The following is a 19,345-nucleotide window of genomic DNA, read 5'->3' on the forward strand; positions in this document are numbered from 1 at the left end:
ATATTACCTTAATTCCCATCAAGACTGTGATTAGAAGAATAATAAAAATAACAATCATAATAAAAAATAATAAAAATCTTAAGAGGAATAATAAAATAAACCTTAATTCCTATCAAAGTAACGATTTAAATAATAAAAAGATAATAAAGTTAATAATAGCAACCTGTTATAAAGGATCTACTCTACTTCCATAGTATCTTAGAGCGTCCCAGAAAGATTATCTCTTATTTTGATTTTAATACATTCTTCTTATATTTTTAGTTTTTATTCTCATTTCTTATTTTATTATTATTTTTTATATTATCATTTTGATGGGAACTAGGGTTTTAATATTGATTAAATAAATTAAGGTATAAAAGATAAAATCTTTTATATGACTATTAAATTCATAAGATTAAGTAAAAAGGATCTTTACTTTCTAATGGTTATTCTTTTTAGATTCTAATTTTATTTTATTTGAAACACTTTAAGAGAACCATAATTAAGATTCTGCCCTCCAACGTTCACAAACATCCTAGAGGAACAATAATTTAAAAATCCTATTCCAACTCTCCTAACACTACCTCCTTAACCTTCTCCTCTTTATTCTTAGGAGAGAATATCTTAAAGTTTATCACTATTCTTACCACATCATCTCCATCAACTAAATCACACTCTCCAAGATAGGCCTTCTGTTTATTAAATCTAAGATATATTTTACTTTTCTCTATTCTTAAATCTATATCTCCCTTTAACATATTTACATTTTTCTCCTTGGATTTTATTAAATCCATAATACGTTTAAATATCTTCTTAGCCACTTTGCTCTTATTTATGGTGATTGTATGGATCTTTATTGGATTTCCGAAACATCCTTCATTTTCAACTGTCTCGATATATACATCTTCCTCATCAATATCTTCTGGTAAAAAGTAGATCATAGCCTCCAATACCTTGTCATCGTCCTCTGTAGCGTGAGATATGGTAGAGATTTGGATATTAGATATATCTACCTTTGACATGTGCATCCCTTTATTTTTATTTAATTATTTATAAATATTATAATCATATTTTCCATATATTTTTTAAACTTTAACTATAAAAATGGTGATATCTTGTTCAAAAGTTTGAAGGAAAAACTGAATAAAACAATATCTAAATTAAGTGATATGATTTACTCAAAGGGAGGGAGTAAGGAGGAGACGGAAGATAAAAAAGACATAGAGAGTACAACTGTAAGTGAGAAAAAAGTTGGGAGTTTACCTAGTGATGTAAAAAAGGAGGATAATAAAAAAGAGAGTAAAGAGAAAGTTGATAAAAATATAGGCTTCTTCGATAGATTTAAGATAACTAGAACAATAAAAAAGGTTCTTGGAAAGGAGGTTGTGCTAACTGAGGAGGATGTAGAGGAAGTTTTAGAGGAGTTGGAGTTGGAATTGTTAGAGGCTGATGTGGCCTACGAGGTTACTGAGAAACTTATTCAATCCCTGAGAGATCAGTTGATAGGTAAGAAAATCGGACCTAAGGATGATCCTGAGAAGGTAATTACAGAGGCCCTGAAGAACGCTATAAAGGAGGTACTATCTCAAAAGACTATAAATATATATGAGGTTATCGAGGAGAAAAAAAAGAAAGGAGAACCTACAGTTATTCTTTTCGTCGGGATAAATGGGACTGGGAAAACCACCACAATAGCAAAACTTGCATACCTACTGAAGAAGAAGGGTTACTCTGTAGTCTTGGCGGCAGGCGATACCTTTAGGGCTGGTGCTATAGAACAACTTGAAGAACATGGTAAAAGAATAGGTGTTAAGGTAATAAAACAGGTTAGGGGGGCTGACAGTGCGGCAGTAATCTACGATGCTATTGAGCATGCAAAGGCGAGAGGTATAGATGTGGTACTGGCAGATACTGCAGGGCGACAGGCCACAAATGTAAATCTCATGGAGGAGATCAGAAAGGTTGTAAGGGTAACAAAGCCTGATTTAGTAATATTTGTAGGAGATGCCCTCACAGGTAACGACGCCATAGTACAGGCTGAAGAGTTCAATAGGGTTGTAGATTTTGACGGCGTTATTCTAACAAAGGTGGATGCAGATGCCAAAGGTGGTGCTGCACTCTCTATTGCCTATGCCATTGGAAAACCTATTTTATTCTTGGGAACTGGACAGAATTATGAGGATTTAGAAGAGTTCAGTGTAGAGTGGATGATAGATAAACTGTTTGGTGATAGAAAAGAGTAGATAGTGATTTTTAATATTTTTTCCGGAATCCTACTTTACTCTTTCAACTGTGTAGAATATCTAAGAGGATAAGATAAAAATTACAGGCGATATTTATGATAAAAGTACTAGATGCCTCTTCTTTTATCCATGGATACAACCCATCCTTAGAGGAAGGAGAGCACTATACAACGAATAGTATAGTTGAGGAGGTAAAGAGTAAGAGAGATATTATCCACCTTGCCCTGGAATATGGAAAGTTATTTATCAGAGAGCCTAAGAGAGAGACTGTAGAGATGGTAAAAAGAGTCTCTGTAGAAACTGGAGACACTCTATCCCAGAGTGATATAGAGATACTTGCATTAGCCATAGATCTAGGTGGAGTACTTTATACCGATGACTACGGCCTACAGAATGTAGCGAGAAAACTCTCTGTCCCGTTTAGACCTATTCTATCTAAGGGTATAAGGAAGGAGTTGAGATGGAGGTTGGTATGTAAGGGATGTAAGAAAATATACAGAATAGATCACAAAGAGGATATCTGCGAGATCTGTGGGAGTCCCTTAGAGAGAAAAATGATTAAAAAAGATAGGAATTATAAGAAATATGACAAATAATAAAATAACATTTTCTATTAAAAAATATTATGAAAAAATTAAAAGATTAATAATTATTATTAAAAATAAAAAAAGTATTTAAAAATAAAAAATCCTATTATCTTAATAAAAATAATAAAAATATAAATGAAGAGAATATTGCAGACTCCTAATGATGACAATTATTTTTTATTGGAAATTTTTATTATTTTTATATAAATCTTTGTATTATCGGGAGAGATTTGATAAAGGTTATATTTCCTTCCCCAGCGTTCAAAGTAGTCAAAGGGATAATAGCTAGAATTTTATACTTTGTTTATGATTATTTTTTAAAATATTTTATTATTTCTAATAAAAAATAAAAAATATAATAGAGCTAAAGGTTCTTCTTACATTTTAAGATAATTATTTTAATTATTATACCCCGGTTCCCATCAAGATTGTGATTAGAAGAATAATAATAAAATATGGTTATTATAATAAGAATAATAAAAATTTAAAAGTAATAACAATAAAAAGGGATAGAGATAAAAATAAACCTTCCTTCCCATCAGTAGTGATCAATGAAAATAATCAGTATTTGGATATTCTAAGATCTTTCCGAACACTTAGGTAAAAATCTTTTTCTTATTTTTTATTATTTATTATTATTTTTATAATTATTCTTATTATTCTTTAAACTATTCTTTTGATGGGAATTAAGGTTTTAAATTATTATTATTTTTATTATTTTATTTTTAAATATCCTTTACCTCCTCCCAGCAGGCCTTTAAAACCTGGACAGAGTGTCTAAAGGTTTCAAGTTCCTCGGGGCTTATCTTTATAGGTACTATCTCCTCAATACCTTTTTTACCTAACTTAACTGGCACCCCTATGCATATACCACTTATACCGTCTATCTCTCCATCTAAGTATGTAGATAGTGTCAATACCCTCTTGTCGTCGTTGATTATCGTTCTTATTACATTAACCACCGCAGAGGCAGGACCGTACTCCGATCCCCCTTTTAACTTAATTATCTCCTCTCCCCTATTCTTTACAAGTTCCACTATCTCCTTATAGGGCAAATTCTCAAAACCAGGCATCCTACTTATAGGTATCCCTCCAATAGCAGTTGCACTTAAAAGGGGCACCATTGTATCTCCATGCTCCCCTATTATCCTCGTCCTAACCTCCCCTATATGTACCCCGAAGTACTTTGCAATAGATACCTTAAACCTCATAGAGTCTAAGTGAGTACCTAATCCAAATACCTGGCTCCTGTCGTAGCCACTCTCAAAGAGTGCCTTCTGAGTCATAATATCTACAGGGTTTGTTACTATGAACAACTTGGTATCACAGGTTTTAGATATGTCCTTAACGTAGTTCTTGATAATCTTTGCATTTATCTTTGCAAGATCTAACCTGGACATTCCATCCTTCCTCGGCACCCCTGCAGAAATCACTGTAATCTCACTACCATCTACAGCATCTGGGATCTCCTTATCACTGTAGATTTCTATCTCTGCATCCCTGGACTCTGCTGCAAGGGCATCGTACATATCCATCCTAATACCCTCTAATTTTTTTAGAGATTTCTCCCTGGATATAAGAACTATATGTTTTATAATAGGATCTCTTGCAAGTAAAAAGGACACTGTAGATCCTATCCTTCCAGAGGCTCCAATAACTGATATCTTCATCCTTCCACCTGTAATACTTTTGGATAGAAAATATTAAATATTATTACTAATAGTGTTAGTATTAATACGATTATCTTTAGAAAGTAATATATAGTTAAAGTTTTTTTTAACATATCTAAAGTATACTTTAATAAATACTATATCTAGGAGGTTTTTACTATGGAAAGGGATAATAGAACCCCAGATATAGAGGAGATAGATATTTTAGCTATTGGATTACTACTCACAGCCCCTATGATGTCTGAGTACGAGATGAGATGTATCGTATGCAAACTGAAAAAAATAGCAAGAAAAAAGAAGATGGCAAATTACAAAAGTGTCAATGAGATATTAGACGACTGGGCTAGTAGAGCCTACCAGTTAACTATGAAGTACTAACTTACCAACCCATTAGGAAGTAAGGTATAAGGGAAAGTATCATAATTATTCCTATGAATATAGTTAATAACTTCTTTAATTCTTTATCTTTATAATTTTTATTACTTTTATTATATTTATTTTTACCTCTCCTTTTCATGGATATCCCTCAGTTCCAGGTAAGATAACCTTACCAGTCTCTTCTCACTGATATTTAAGGATTTAATTAGATTCATAAGATCCTTCATAGCCTCTTCTCTCTCAGATTCAGATTTAACAGTTTTTTCAAATTCGGCAAAGTATCCTATCCCCTCCACCTCGTCAATAGACACAGTTATATCTTCACTGTTTTTGTATATCTCCCTTATCTTCTTAATTGGAGGTAGTGGTTTAAATCCAAGTTTTTCCAGTATCACCTTGGTAACATCTCCGTCATTTACAATAACCTGATACTCCTCCCTAGTCTTTGATTTATCGTCTATCTTTGGCCCTTTGTAGGTTAAATAGTAATTTATATACTTCTTGTAGAAATCTACAGATTTCCTTACCCTAAGTGCCTCGTCAGTTTTTCTAAAATCCCTATCTATACCGTTAAAGTAGGTATCGATTTCTTCAATTTTAGTATATTTTTTAAATCCTAAATTTTCTAGATTACGGGTAAGATTTGGTATTTCATCTTTCTCCAATCTAACTTTTAACTCTACTTCGATCATAATACCACCAAACTTTTAATATAGGGCTTTAACACCTTCCTTAACTCCTCCACATCCACGTTCTCTATCTCAAGCCATATGACCACATGATCCTTCTCCTTTTCAAGGGTTGTAGATAGTATATTGCCCCCTATCTCCGATATCTTCGAGGATATATCTGCCAGTAATCCTATTCTATCCTCAGCTACGATCCTGATCTTCCTAGTTAGCAAACTGATATAGCCCTTCTCTATTAGATATCTCCCCTCCTCTGTTAAATAAACTCCTCCATTTTTACCCTTTTTTGTAATTACTAAACCTAAATCCCTCAAAACTCTTATGTATCTATCTACATTCTTCGGATGTAGATTTAACCTATTGGAGATCTCTCTAACTGTGTTGCACTCAGTTAGAAGTTCCATTATTTTTTTAGTTGTGCCCTCAACTTTCATCCTCCCACAGAGACATAACTTACTATATCGTAACTGTTATTTATTATTAATTATTACTTTGTTATTAATTTTAACAGTTTAAAAAGGTGAAAAGATGTTAACCCATGTGGATGAAAAGGGAGTGAAGATGGTAGATATCTCAGATAAGGAGGATAAACATAGGGAATGCATTGCAAGAGGCTTTATCAAGTTGAAACCCTCTACAGTGGAGGCGATCTCTAAGGGAGAGATAATAAAAGGGGATGTGCTAACTACAGCCCAGGTTGCAGCGATAATGGCAGTAAAGAATACCTCAAATATAATTCCCTTATGCCATCCTATTCCTATAACTGGAGTAAATGTTGAATTTAAAATAGAAAGAGACGGTATAGAGGTGGAGGTAAGGGTAAAAACTACCTATAAAACAGGTGTGGAGATGGAGGCACTTACAGGTGTTTCAGTAGCACTTCTAACAATATGGGATATGGTAAAATCTATTGAAAAGGATGAAGATGGGCAGTATCCAGATACTGAGATACGTAGTATAAAAGTTGTAAGTAAGGTAAAGGAGTAAGGTTGATAGGATGTGGGACTTGGAGAGGGATAGGGTTATAAGAGAGATATTAAGGCATAAGGGAAAGAGAATACTCTTCCAGGCTCCTGAAGGGTTGAAGTTAGAGGTTGAGAGGGAGATAGAGGAGATAAGGAGGTACTTTAAAGATAGAGGTAGGGAGGATATAGAACTTATAATATGGGGTGGTAGTGCCTTTGGAGCCTGTGATGTATGTGATAGGGAGGGAAGTTATCTAAATGTGGATCTTATTATACACTATGGACATGAGGAATTGCCTTACGTAAGATCGGAGATACCTGTTGTCTATATTCCAGTTTATTACAAACCTGATAGGGAACATCTGATGGAGATATTCAGGGATATCGATAGAATACTTGAGGAGTACGGAGATCCTGTAATAACTACTACGGTGCAGTTTAAAAGGATCCTTGAGAGGTACAATCCCTATTTAGTACTTGGGTGTAGGGCAAATATAACCTTGGAAGGGGATAGGGATATCCTTTATATAGGAAGTGGGAGGTTTCACCCATTAATGCTGGCATATAAGTTTAGAAGGGAGGTACTTACATACAACCCTATAACGAGGGAGTTCTCGAAGATAAGGAGAGATGAGGTCGAAGGTTTTATAAAGAGGAGGCTGGGAGTAATATCTAAATTGCATTTAAATCCTCCGAGGAAAATCGGAGTTGTACTATCTACAAAGAAGGGCCAATGTAGAATTCATGTGTTTGAGAGAGTAATTAAAATACTTAGAGAGAGAGGTATAAAATATATTCCTATAGTGTTAGACAATATAGCCCCTGAAAATCTAATATACAATGTAGACGCCTACGTTGTATGTGGCTGTCCAAGGGTGGTGTTAGACGATTATATCAACTATAAGAAGATACTTTTGACACCTAAGGAGTTTGAAATGTATATAACTGGCAATTTCGATTATCAGTTGGATGAAATATTGCCTGAGGATTTTTAAGTAGGTGAATATTCATAAAGAACATGTTAAGAACATAACATTATTAAAATTAAAATAATAATTATAAAAAATATATTAAAGTTAAAAAAATAATAAAAGAAATTAATAAATATAAAAAAGGAACAAAAATTCTCTTAAGAAAAGGGTTTAACAGAAATCCTGCCCTACTCCTTCACTACATACTATAAACCTGAGGATAAAGTCATAATTTAACTAATATATATATATATTTTTATTATTTTTATTTTTATTATTTTAAGTATTAACAGTTTTTTAGGGTCTTTATTTTTTTTAATTTCAATTATTTTTCTATTATTTTAATTATTATTTAAGATCTCGATATTATTATATATGATTTAAAAAAGTTTTATTTTATTTTTGTAATAAATCAGAAAAATATAAAATCTCAAAAAAATTGCTATCTACTTAAGAAAGAAGAAAATGACAAAGGTTGGAAGAATAAAAGAGTAAAATCTCACCGTTATCTCTTGGAATACCCTTAGTCCTGTAAATTCCGCTGACCCCCTTTTTCAGGATTTTTTACTCTTTTTTATTTTATTTTTATTATTCTTTAAAATTTATTATAAAAAGTTAAAAAATAAAAAGTCAAGTAGTTATGGAATATAACTTCCCTTATCCTTTCAGTCCCAACTTCTCAAGTACTGGATCACAGGATATAAAGTGTAGATCCAGTGCAACATCCTCAGGTTTCATACCCATAGCAAGACCTAACAACTGGGAGTAGTGTATAACTGGCAACGAATACTCCCTTCCAAATTTCTCCTTTATCTCTATCTGCCCTCTATCAAACTGTAAGTGGCAGAATGGACATACCTCTGTAATACAGTCTCCTCCAGCATTAATTACATTTCTTATCTTTGTCTCTGTAATCTTCAGTGCAGTCTCCAAGTCTCTAGCCCTTACACCTCCTCCAGCACCACAGCACATCTGTTTATCTGGGTAGTATATAGATTTGGCACCTATAGCCTCCACAAGAACGTCAAAGGATTTTGGCCTCTCTGCACTCTCTAAATTTTTTATATCAGTTGGTTTCAAGTAGTGACATCCATAATGAACTGCCACGTTTAAGTCCAACGGCCTTACAACCTTCTCCCTTATGGCGTCTGGGCTGTAGTCGAAGTAGAGTACCTCTGGCAGGTGTCTAACACGTACCTTTCCCTTGTACTCGTAGCCGTACTTTGAGAGGATCTTATTTACTTTCTCCCTTGCTCTCTCGTTCTCATGGAGTATGTGGTTTGCCTCGTAGAGGGAACCGTAGCAACCGTTACAGATAGTTAGTATATCCAGTCCCCTCTCCTCTGCAACACAGAGGTTTCTTCCTGCAAGGGTTAGCCATGTTAGTAGGTCGAAGGAACCAAATACTCCTGGAGCAGGACAACAGGATGCCTTCTCAAAAGGATACAACTTTATACCTAACTTATCCAACGCCTTATAGGTTGCACTCTCTATACCTGGATACCTGTTAGGTGCAATGCATCCTAAGAAGAACAAAAACTCTAACTCCTTCATAGTTTCACCTTTTAATTAATCTCTGTCCAGTCCTTAGTTTCAATCTCTTCTAACTCCTTAGTTTCAGGGCTGATACCTGCATTTTTACAGAATTCAGTATCTTCCATAACTCCCCTTATATGCTCCAGTACCTCAGGATACTTGTAGGTTGTTGGAGGTACTTCACTTAAACCTAACTTCTTTCTAACCTCTTTCATTTTATCGTTTATAGGTACTGCATGACCAGTTAAAAATACGTAAAGTGCAGTTTTTCTATGGGCAAGGGCAACATACCCCATCTGGAATGCTATATTTCTCATAGCCTTAATAATTTCTGTAATCTTCACATCCCTTGGACATCTCTCGTAGCAGGTATAACATGTAGTACATTTCCAGAGATCTTCACTTTTTATATAATCTCCGTATCCAAATATGGCAGCCCTTATTAATTTTCTCGTTCTGTACGCAGTTATTCTTCCACTTGGACATCCTCCTGTACAGGTTCCACACTGGTAGCACCTGGTAAAGGATCTTATTACATCCTCCTCTCCTATCTTTTTTCCAATCTCTACTAATTTCTCTGGAAGTTTTGGATTGAAATCTTTGACACTTATAACCATGATATCACCCCTATTGATGTATGAAGGGAGATATATTTAAATGATATTTGTTGACATCTTTCTATAATACAGGTGTATAAACCCTTTAGTTATAGTTATGGATTATTTATTTTTTCAATATTTTTAACTAAATAATAAAATCCTTAATTTCTATTGGATCAGTAATTAAAAAAATAATAAAAATTTTTTAGATTTATTATATTAATTTAAAAAAATTAATAAAAGAGATATAAAAAAGAAAAGAGAAATCATTAAAAATTATCAATATCTACCTTAATTCCCATCAAAGTAACGATTTAAATAATATTTAAATAATAAAAATAAGAATAATAAAAAGGACTAGAAAAAACCTTAGTTCCCACCAGTAGTGATTAAAAGAATAATGAAAATGATAATCATTATAATAAAAATCATGATTAAAATAACTAGTATAAAATCTATATAAAAACTATTGAATATCCTAAGACCCTTCCGAACCCTTAGATAAGATAGGAGATCTTATTCTGGTATCCACTATATATTAGAAGGTATTCAGAGGATCATTCTCCTCCAATCTTCTTTTTAAAATATTTTATATCGGAGATAATAGAAGTTTTCTATTTTTTAAACATTTTTTTATTTTTTATTTTTATTATTACTCTTATTATTTTTTAAACTATCCTTTTGATGGGAACTAGGGTCAATATCTATCTTTTTAGAACATTATCTAAAAAATATAAAACCAAATCTATTTAGGAAAAAACATTCTCTCCTCCAAAATATTCAAGAGTATATAAAGAGGTTTTATTCTCAAAAATTTTATTAATTTATGTCTTAATTATTTTATTATAATTTCATAATTTTTAAATAGAAAGTAGGATATAAAAATCAAAAATTAATAATATATAAATCTCTAATTATATGCTTAGAAGTGTTAAAAACCAATATATCACCACTGCAGAGATGCATCCCACTATTGTACATATAAAGTTAACATGTTCATTGTTCAGCAGCCCTTTCCTCTCAAAGAGCGCTCCAGAGATGCTATCTGAGAGGTTTCCTAAGATACCTGATATAGTACCAACTACGACAAGATAGAAGTTGTTAAACAGTAAAGCGGCTAAAAGTCCTATGAGGAGACCACCTATCAAACCTGCAACAGTACCTCCTAACGTTATACCTCCATCAGTACCTTTTTCAACCTTTTCAAAGGTAGTTATCAATATTGGAGTCTCCTCAGATAGGACTCCTAACTCGGAAGAGAATGTATCTGAAGTAGCGGCAGCTATAGCACCCACGTATCCAACGAGAGCTGTGTTGTAATCTAGGATGCCAATAATATACATTATCACTATTAAAATCGCCACTAACCCATTTGCTAGCACATTTTTTAAGGATCTTCTACACTCGTAAAGTTTCATAGATTCTTTTTTAGAACATCCTACTCTACTGACTAAACTACCTAACACTAAGAAACTTAATATTATCAACAACCATTTTATATCTGTCCCCATAAGTATAATAAAGGCCATAAGGGTGGAGACTACTACACCGATATCGTCCAAGTAGTTCTTCTTCTTTATTATATAGGCTAAAATTACCACCACAACAAGGGTATATATAAATTTTATATATATATCCATCATCTTTCACCAGAGGATTAAAGTTGTTTCAACCTTATGCACAATATGAAATAAAATATAATTTTAATAAATATCCCGATGTTTTATAAAAAGAATACGGTGATATCCATGGAGAGCGGTAATAGAGAAAAGGATCTTTATCTATTTAAAAAAACTATTAAGGAGTTGAAGAGTAAAAAAGGAAAAGGTACTGAGTTGATAAGTCTCTATATACCTGCAAGAAGGAGAATATCTGATGTTGCCCAGTACCTAAGGGAGGAACTCTCCCAGTCCTCTAACATTAAAAGTAAAACAACGAGGAAGAACGTTCAGTCTGCAATTGAGGCAATTCTCCAAAGGTTGAAACTTCTAAAAGAACCCCTTGAGAAGGGAGTTATTATATTTTCAGGAATGGTTCCCAGGGGAGGGCCAGGGACTGAGAAGATGGAAACCTACGTTTTGGAGCCACCTGAACCTATAAAGACATTTATATACAGATGTGATTCCCAGTTCTATACGGAGCCCTTGGAGGACTTCCTAGAGGAGAAGGATGTATACGGTATCATACTTATAGATAGAAATGAGGCTACAATTGGGATAGTCAAGGGTAAAAATATTCAGATACTGAAGAGACTAACCAGTGGAGTTCCTGGAAAGTTCAAGGCTGGTGGACAATCTGCAAGGAGGTTGGAGAGGCTGATAGATGACGCTGCACACCAGTTTATGAAGAGGGTAGGGGAGTATGCAAATGAGGAGTTTCTACCTCTACTGAAGGAGAAGAAGTTAAAGGGCATACTTGTAGGAGGTCCTGGAAATACGAAGATCGAGTTTGTAAAGAAGGGATATCTCAACCATGAATTGAGAAAAATAGTTATCGATACATTTGATATATGCTATACTGAGGAGTTTGGAATTAGGGAACTGTTGGAAAAAGCCTCTGGTGTTTTAAGAGATTTAGAGTTGATGAAGGAGAGGGAAGTTGTTCAGAGATTCTTCAAAGAACTTATAAAGGAGGACGGTGGCCTCGCAGCCTACGGTGAAAAGGAGGTTATGAGATATCTCCAGATGGGTGCCGTAGATACCCTTATCATTACCGATAACATAAATATGTCCAGGGTAACTGTAAAGTGTAACAACTGTGATTTTGCCCAGGAGGTAAATGTGAAAAACGATGAACTTCCAAAATTTGAAGAGGATCTTAAAACGAAATCCTGCCCACAGTGTGGTGGGATGTTGTATATCGCCGATAAAGAGGACATTATCGAATACTTTGCAAAACTCTGTGAAGAGACTGGAACAACCTTGAAAATAGTGTCTACAGATACTGAAGAAGGTAGTCAGATATACAAGGCATTTAAAGGTATAGCTGCTATTTTGAGGTATAAGTTAGATTAAATTTTAATAAATACCCTTTAATTTCTAAGAAAATAACAATATATTTTATAATAATTATTTAATATTTTTATATATAGAATTTTACATATATTACTTTCTAGTAGAAATGACATTTATATAAAAATTGCTCTAATTTACAGGTGAAGATATGGTATTTTTATCCGAAATACATCTAAAAAATTTCAAATCCTTTAAAGACATTAAATTAAAGATACCTCCGGGATTTACCGCCATAGTAGGACCAAACGGCTCTGGAAAATCTAACATTGTAGATGGGATATCCTTTGTTCTGGGAAAAACCTCTGCAAGATCCCTAAGGGCTGAACGATTTAACGAGTTGATCACCTACCACAGGGGGAAAAGAGCAGAATACGCCGAGGTAATACTGTTTTTTGACAACAGAGACAGAAAGATACCGGTAGATTCAGATAAAGTAGGCATCTCCAGGAAGGTAAAGTTGAAGGGGGAGAATAACTACTACCTTATTTGGTACGAGGAGAAAGTGGAGGATGGTGAAAAAAAGTTTATTGAGAGAAGGAGAAAGATTAGAAAATCTGAGGTAATGGATATATTCAGTAGGTTATCCCTTGGTGGAGAGGGATTGAACGTTATACTTCAGGGAGATGTTACGAAAATAGTGGAGATGTCTCCAAAGGAGAGGAGGAAACTCTTAGATGAGATAAGTGGGATCTCAGAGTACGACGAAAAAAAGGAAAAGGCTCAGAGGGAGTTAGAAAGGGCTAGGGAGTACATAGAGAGGATAGATATAAGGATAAAGGAGGTAAAAAGTAATCTAGATAAACTTAAAAGGGAGAAGGAGGAGGCTGAGAGATACATAAAACTAAGTGAGGAGTTGAAAACTGCCAGGTATGTTTTAACATCTAAAAAAGTAGAGGAGTTGAAAAAGAAGATAAAGGACATTGAGAAAAATATAAAGGAACTGGAGGGATCCAGAGAGAGGTACATTGAGGAATTAGAGGAGATAGAAGGTAAGATATCTAACTTAAGGCATAAGTTGGATAATGTAGTTGAAGAGTTGAAGGAGAAGGGAAATGAGGAGATCTTGGAGTTACACAAAACTATAAGGGAACTTGAGTTAACCCTTGAAAGTGATAGGAAGAACCTCGACAACACATTGAATGAATTAAAGAATAGTAAATTACAGTTAAAAAATAAAAGAGAGGAGTTAGATAGTACCAGAAGAAAGGTTGAAGAGTTGAAAGAGGAGATACTAGAGAAAGAGAGGGAGTTAAAATCTATAGAGGAGAAGATAGAACTTCTAAAAAGTGAGAGAGACTCCTTAAAATCTAAGATAGAGAGATGGGAAACTCGTATAAATATACTTAAAGGGATGGAGGGGAAACTTACAGAGAAGTTCAACACCTATCAGAGGGAACTTCACAGGTTAAGGATGGAGTTAAGTAAAGTCCTTGGAGATATAGATAGAAAATCCTTCCAGATATCCCAAAATACAGAGAGGATAGAAAAACTTAGGAAAGAGTTAGAGGCATTGGAGAATGAGGAGTTAGATACTAAGTCTATCTACAGGGAGTTGGAGGATGTATCTGTGGAGTTGGAACTGTTGAAGAGGAAGGTAGAGAAACTTGAGGAAGAGAAGAAAAAACTTCAAAGGAGAAGGGAGGAGTTATACAGTGAATACGCTAAGGAAAATGGGAGAATTAAGGCGTTAAAGGAGATGGAGAATTACACCATAGACAACACAGTAAGGAGAGTATTGGAGGCTAACCTTCCAGGAGTTGTAGATATGGTGGGAAACTTAGGAAAAACGAAGGAGAAGTATAAGGTGGCAATAGAGGTTGCAGGGGGCAGTAGGTTGAAGTATATCGTAGTTAGAAGTATGGAGGATGGTGTCAGGGCTATAGAGTACCTTAAGAGGAACAGGTTGGGTAGAGCCACATTCCTACCTATGGATAGAGTAAAAGGTAGGGAACCAGAACATATCTTAGAGGAAGGTGTAGTGGGAAGGGCTATCGATCTAGTGGAGTTTCAGGAGGAGTACAGAGGAATATTCAACTACGTATTTGGCAACACCTATATAGTTAAGGATCTAAGAACTGCCAAGGAACTTTCAAAAAAATACAGGGCCAGATTTGTATCCCTCGAGGGAGACGTTATAGAACCTTCAGGTGCTATGGTGGGAGGTAGTGTTAAGCCCTCTGCCAGTATAAAGGTTGAAATAAACACTGAAAAACTTGAGAGGATCAAAGAGGAGTTGGAGGATATAGAGGAGAGGTTAAATGGTAGAGATGGGTTGATAGTTCAGATAGAGAGACTAAATGAAAGGATAAACTACTACTACAGTAAAAAGTTGGAGTTGGAGGGTAAATTGGAGTTTATAAGAGATAGGGAGAGAAGAAAGATAGAGACTGTAAGGGAGTACAACAGAAAAATAGAAGAACTTCGAACTATCAACAAAAAACTTCAGGAAGAGTTGAAGGAGTTGGAGAAGTTGAAGGAAGAGTTAGAAGGCAAGATAGAGGATCTGGAGAAAAAGGTGGAAGAGACTATCAGTAAAAGGGAGGATATATTAAAGGAATTGAAATCCTACGAGGACTCTACAGTTATAAGAAGAATCAGAGAGTTGGAGGAGGAGATAGGGAAACTGGAGAGGAGAAGAGATACCTTAAAGAACGATATAAAAGGAAATAAAAAACTAATAGAGGAAGTCCTTATTCCAAAGATAGAAGAGACTAAGGAAAAAATAGAGGAGTTAAATAAAAAGATAGAGATACTAGAGAAAAACGTTGAATTCTACAGAAACAGTATTGAAAAGGGAGCTAAAACCTTGAGAGAGAAGAGGGAGAGATATTTAAGGCTAAGTGAGAACCTAAATGAACTTACAGAGAAAAAGGAAAAATACGAAAATGAAATAAAAACACTTTACAGTAGAAAAAAGATACTCTCAGAAAAGATCGAGGATATAAATAGGGAGATAAATAAGTTATCCCTAGAGAAGGTTAAATGGGAGACTAAGTTAGAGGAGGAGGAAAAGAAACTCTTAGAAATTGTGGGAGATCTACCTAAGGTGGTGGCGGATAAATTAGAGAAAATGGAAGTTGAGGAGTTGGAGAGATATATTCAAGAAGTTGAAACAGCCATCAAAAAACTTGAACCTGTAAATATGAGATCTATTGAGGACTATAGATACATAGAGGAACGTTATAGGGAACTACTCTCTAAGAGGAAGGAGTACGAGAAGGATGAAGAAAAATATCTCCAACTAATCCAGGAGGTTGAAAGAAGGAAAAAAGAGGTATTTATGGAGGTATTTAGAAAGGTATCTAAAAATTACGAGGATATTTATAAGAGTATTGGAGGTAGAGGAAGATTGAGATTGGAGAATCCAGAGAATCCATTTGAAGGAGGACTCTTAATAGATGCCTCTCCACAGAATAAGCGACTTCAAAGTTTAGATATGATGAGTGGAGGGGAGAAATCCCTAACGGCGCTGGCCTTTTTATTTGCTATTCAGAGGTTGACACCTGCCCCCTTCTATGTTTTAGACGAGATAGATGCTACATTAGATACTAAAAATGCAAGTTTAATAGGAGATATGATAAAGAATGCCTCAAAGGAATCCCAGTTTATAGTGATATCCCACAGGGAGCAGATGATAAGTAGGGCGGATACTCTGTATGGTGTTTATATGGAGAATGGAATAAGCAAGGTAGTTGGAATAAGGTTGGATCTGGAGGAGGGTAAAAACAATTCTCAGGGAGATATAGTTATAGGTAAAACGACCTGTGCTAAAGAATGATAATATTTCGTTTTCGTTAAATAAAAAATAATTATTAATTAAAAATTTTAATAAAAATGATCAAAATAAAAAAGATCTCTTAGATCTTGGAAAAAGGAGGGTTGGATTTCCAATAGGGTTCAGTAATATAAGTCTTACAAACACATTAATCATTTTCTATGATAATGTAAAACTTCTATTAATGAAAATTTTATTTTTTCAATTATTTAGGGTTATATTCTTTTTTATTAACTTATTAAGATTTTTTTTATTTTTTAATTAACCTTTGATATAATCGTATATTTCTATTTTTTATTAAAAAATAATAATTATTATAATACAATAAAATAATTAAGAAGTTGTTTAAAATAAAAAACTCCTAATTTTTTGCCTTAAAAAATATAAAATTTTAAAAATAAATCTTGTTAAACGTTAAACAGATAGGCATTTACTTACCCTAAACATTGAAGAGTATTGATCCAAGGAGATTTTTTATTTATCCATCATAAATTATAATATGTTGTTCATAAAAACTGTAATTTTAATTTTTTAATTAATAATTTAATGTAATAAATAGTATATTTTAATATCACTTTTAATGAGAAATTGTCAATATTATTTTAATAGAAATCATATTCTTAGACCCTAGTTCCCATCAAAGGGATAATTTAAAGAATAATAAAAATAATTATAAAAATAAAAAATATAAAGAAAAGGTTTAAAAAACAGAAACTTCTATTATCCTAGATAATAAAATTTTAAAAAGAGGATTGAAGGAGAATGACCCTCCGAATACCCTCTAATATAGGTATTCAGAATATGATCTCCTATCTTACCTAAGTGTTCAGAAAGATCTTAGGATATTTAATGATTTTTTATATATAGGTAGACTGATATTTTCATTATGATTTTTATTACAATAATTATTATTTTCATTATTCTTTTAATCGCTACTTGGTGGGAGTTAAGGTATTCTTAGATAATTTTTTAAACATTTTATAAATTAATTTTTACCCACCTTTTTTTCCTATATTCCCAATATACCTACATTTTGGATAGTTAGAACACCCTAAAAACTCTCCGTACTTACTCCTTCTAACTACAAGATTCCCTCCACACCTTGGACACTTTTTAGAGTTCTCTATATTTTCATCCTCTTCCATCCTCTTTATCAACTCTCTTCCAATATCAGCCTCTCTACTCTTAACTTCCTGGAGTATCTTCCTCAATCTCTCCTCAGCCATCTTTAAAACATCTTCTTTCTTCATTTCTCCTTTCTGTACTTTCTCCAGTTTGTCCTCCATATCCCTTGTCATCCCTTCCTCTACTATCTCGGGGCAGTACTTCTTTAAAGTCTCAATTACAGCCATACCTAAGTTGGTTACCCTAAGATGTCCCTTCTCCTCAACTACGTAACCTCTCTTTATAAGTTTTTCTACAATCTCCGCCCTTGTAGATTTTGTTCCCAATCTCCTCCTTTCTAACTCTTTAATAATAGAGGACATGCTGTATCTCTTAGGAGGTTTAGTTTTTTTCTCCTCTAGTTCTATCTTCTTAATAGATACAATATCTCCCTCTCTGAAATTGGGAATCTCCTTCTCTTCAAAGTTGCTGAAGTAGTATATTTCATGCCAACCATTATATAAGGTTCTGGCACCACTGAGTTTAAACAACTCACCACCTATATCTAGATGTACCTCTATATACTCCCTCCTCATATCGTCCCAGAATGCACTCAAAGTCCTTCTAACTATAAGATCGTAGACCTTCCTCTCCTTAGAAGTTAGAGGCTCCTCAGGTACATCTACAAAGTGTATTGCAGGATGGGCAGGATCCTCCTTCTTACCTTTAACAGGCTTTCTACTTTCTTTAAGTATTCTTTCAGCGTATTTTCTGTACTCCTCAATTTCACTTATTTTTTCCAACATATTTTTTAGATACTTCCAGTTATCAGGAAGTTTCTGGGAACTTGTTCTTGGATAGGAACAGTATCCCTTTTCGTAGAGTTTCTGGGCAATCTCCTGGGTTTCCTTTGGAGAGAGTTTATATATCCTATATGCCTCCCTCTGTAGAGTTCCCAAGTCGAAGGGAGGAAGAGGTTTTATACTTCTTTCCCTTCTTTTCACCTTTAGAACTTTACCCTCTTTTTTATCCTTTATCTTACTGTATATCTCCTTTGCCTCTTTTTCATCCCAAAATTTCTCCCTACTATGGATAGCCTTTATATCCTCTTCCAATATTCCCTCTATTACCCAGTACTTTCTACTCTGGAAGTTCTTTATTTCCCACTCCTTCTCCACTAAAAAGGCTAAGGCTGGACCTTGAACCCTTCCGGTGCTCATTGTTCTCCATCTATTTACAGCCTTGAGAGATTGCATAAGGGCTCTTGAGACGTTGATACCGTAGTACCAATCTAACTTATGCCTACTCTCTCCAGCATCTACGAGACCAGAGTCTATCCTATCTGGGTTTTCATATGCCCTTATTATCTCCTCCTTTATTAAACTGGAGAATCTCATTCTCTTTGCATCTCTTCTTCCACAGATGTGATAGAGGGCATGATAGCCTATCAACTCTCCCTCAATATCCCAATCTGTCGCTATATAGATATCATCTACATCCTTTGAGAGTTTTTTTAAAGTGTCTATGTACTTCTTTACGTACTCCTTTCCCTTTACCGTCCATGCAGGTACCCACCTAACATCGAATACTGGATACTCTCCAAATCTCCTATTTTTATTCTCTTCCTCCAATGTAAAGAGATGTCCAACTGCAGAGGCTACGATGATCTTCTCTCCCTTCCTCTCTACCTCGTAGTAAGGTACTCCCTTGTAGGATCTCTTTTTTACCTTTCCTAGAGCACTACCTATTTTCTTCGCAACCTTAGGTTTCTCGCAGATTATTAACTTTGTCATAGTCAATCCCTTAAAATCATAATTAAACCATAAATATTATAT

The 19,345-nt window shown here is 34.2% G+C and carries 14 protein-coding genes and 1 pseudogene; 7 read left to right on the top strand and 8 right to left on the bottom strand.

Annotated elements, in window-relative coordinates:
- Positions 1-539 precede the first annotated feature (539 nt).
- On the bottom strand, positions 540-1,001 hold the full coding sequence (locus tag CFE53_RS06380; protein WP_148121012.1) for an RNA-binding domain-containing protein: 462 nt from the start codon (positions 999-1,001) through the stop codon (positions 540-542).
- 93 nt (positions 1,002-1,094) lie between these two features.
- Here CFE53_RS06380 and ftsY point away from each other — a divergent pair, with 93 nt between their 5' ends.
- Together ftsY and CFE53_RS06390 are read left to right on the top strand one after the other, a co-directional pair.
- Complete coding sequence (gene ftsY, locus CFE53_RS06385) at positions 1,095-2,222, top strand: signal recognition particle-docking protein FtsY (protein ID WP_148121013.1); 1,128 nt, start codon at positions 1,095-1,097, stop codon at positions 2,220-2,222.
- Positions 2,223-2,317: 95 nt separating this feature from the next.
- Positions 2,318-2,818, top strand: a complete 501-nt coding sequence (locus CFE53_RS06390; protein ID WP_148121014.1) for a type II toxin-antitoxin system VapC family toxin — start codon at positions 2,318-2,320, stop codon at positions 2,816-2,818.
- Positions 2,819-3,534: 716 nt separating this feature from the next.
- Here the strand turns inward: CFE53_RS06390 and CFE53_RS06395 are convergent.
- Positions 3,535-4,479 (bottom strand): malate dehydrogenase, encoded by a 945-nt coding sequence (locus CFE53_RS06395; RefSeq protein ID WP_148121015.1) that lies wholly within the window; start codon positions 4,477-4,479, stop codon positions 3,535-3,537.
- A gap of 159 nt (positions 4,480-4,638) precedes the next feature.
- Here CFE53_RS06395 and CFE53_RS06400 point away from each other — a divergent pair, with 159 nt between their 5' ends.
- The gene (locus CFE53_RS06400) at positions 4,639-4,857 is read left to right on the top strand and encodes a hypothetical protein (protein ID WP_253254748.1); all 219 of its coding nucleotides are present in this window, start codon (positions 4,639-4,641) and stop codon (positions 4,855-4,857) included.
- 122 nt (positions 4,858-4,979) lie between these two features.
- On the opposite strand, the gene cyaB is transcribed toward CFE53_RS06400, so the two are convergent.
- Positions 4,980-5,549 carry a class IV adenylate cyclase gene (gene cyaB, locus CFE53_RS06405; RefSeq protein ID WP_148121016.1) on the bottom strand — a complete coding sequence of 190 codons (570 nt, stop codon included), beginning with the start codon at positions 5,547-5,549 and terminating at the stop codon, positions 4,980-4,982.
- Positions 5,546-5,980: an ACT domain-containing protein gene (locus tag CFE53_RS06410; RefSeq protein ID WP_148121017.1), complete on the bottom strand. Its 435-nt coding sequence runs from the start codon at positions 5,978-5,980 to the stop codon at positions 5,546-5,548. Before CFE53_RS06410 ends, cyaB begins: the two co-directional genes overlap by 4 nt.
- A gap of 94 nt (positions 5,981-6,074) precedes the next feature.
- Here CFE53_RS06410 and moaC point away from each other — a divergent pair, with 94 nt between their 5' ends.
- Positions 6,075-6,533 (top strand): cyclic pyranopterin monophosphate synthase MoaC, encoded by a 459-nt coding sequence (gene moaC, locus CFE53_RS06415; RefSeq protein WP_148121018.1) that lies wholly within the window; start codon positions 6,075-6,077, stop codon positions 6,531-6,533.
- 10 nt (positions 6,534-6,543) lie between these two features.
- On the top strand, positions 6,544-7,506 hold the full coding sequence (dph2, locus tag CFE53_RS06420; RefSeq protein WP_148121019.1) for a diphthamide biosynthesis enzyme Dph2: 963 nt from the start codon (positions 6,544-6,546) through the stop codon (positions 7,504-7,506).
- Between the two features lie 633 nt (positions 7,507-8,139).
- Here dph2 and hdrB read toward each other — a convergent pair.
- From hdrB to CFE53_RS06435, 3 genes are all read right to left on the bottom strand, one after another.
- The gene (gene hdrB / locus CFE53_RS06425; RefSeq protein ID WP_148121020.1) at positions 8,140-9,036 is read right to left on the bottom strand and encodes a CoB--CoM heterodisulfide reductase subunit B; all 897 of its coding nucleotides are present in this window, start codon (positions 9,034-9,036) and stop codon (positions 8,140-8,142) included.
- A gap of 11 nt (positions 9,037-9,047) precedes the next feature.
- On the bottom strand, positions 9,048-9,635 hold the full coding sequence (gene hdrC / locus CFE53_RS06430) for a CoB--CoM heterodisulfide reductase subunit C (RefSeq protein WP_172456376.1): 588 nt from the start codon (positions 9,633-9,635) through the stop codon (positions 9,048-9,050).
- Positions 9,636-10,531: 896 nt separating this feature from the next.
- Positions 10,532-11,257, bottom strand: coding sequence for a TIGR00297 family protein (locus CFE53_RS06435; protein WP_148121190.1), 726 nt, complete (start codon positions 11,255-11,257; stop codon positions 10,532-10,534).
- Between the two features lie 108 nt (positions 11,258-11,365).
- On the opposite strand from CFE53_RS06435, the gene prf1 reads away from it, so the two are divergent.
- Together prf1 and smc are read left to right on the top strand one after the other, a co-directional pair.
- Complete coding sequence (gene prf1, locus CFE53_RS06440) at positions 11,366-12,631, top strand: peptide chain release factor aRF-1 (protein WP_148121022.1); 1,266 nt, start codon at positions 11,366-11,368, stop codon at positions 12,629-12,631.
- 148 nt (positions 12,632-12,779) lie between these two features.
- Positions 12,780-16,337 (top strand): annotated as a pseudogene (smc, locus tag CFE53_RS06445) (chromosome segregation protein SMC); the annotation flags it as partial.
- Positions 16,338-17,398: 1,061 nt separating this feature from the next.
- Here smc and topA read toward each other — a convergent pair.
- On the bottom strand, positions 17,399-19,303 hold the full coding sequence (topA, locus tag CFE53_RS06450; RefSeq protein ID WP_148121024.1) for a DNA topoisomerase I: 1,905 nt from the start codon (positions 19,301-19,303) through the stop codon (positions 17,399-17,401).
- Between the last annotated feature and the right edge of the window lie 42 nt (positions 19,304-19,345).

It is taken from the genome of Methanofervidicoccus sp. A16, from assembly GCF_003351865.1.
Lineage (GTDB): Archaea > AGJL01 > Methanococci > Methanococcales > Methanococcaceae > Methanofervidicoccus.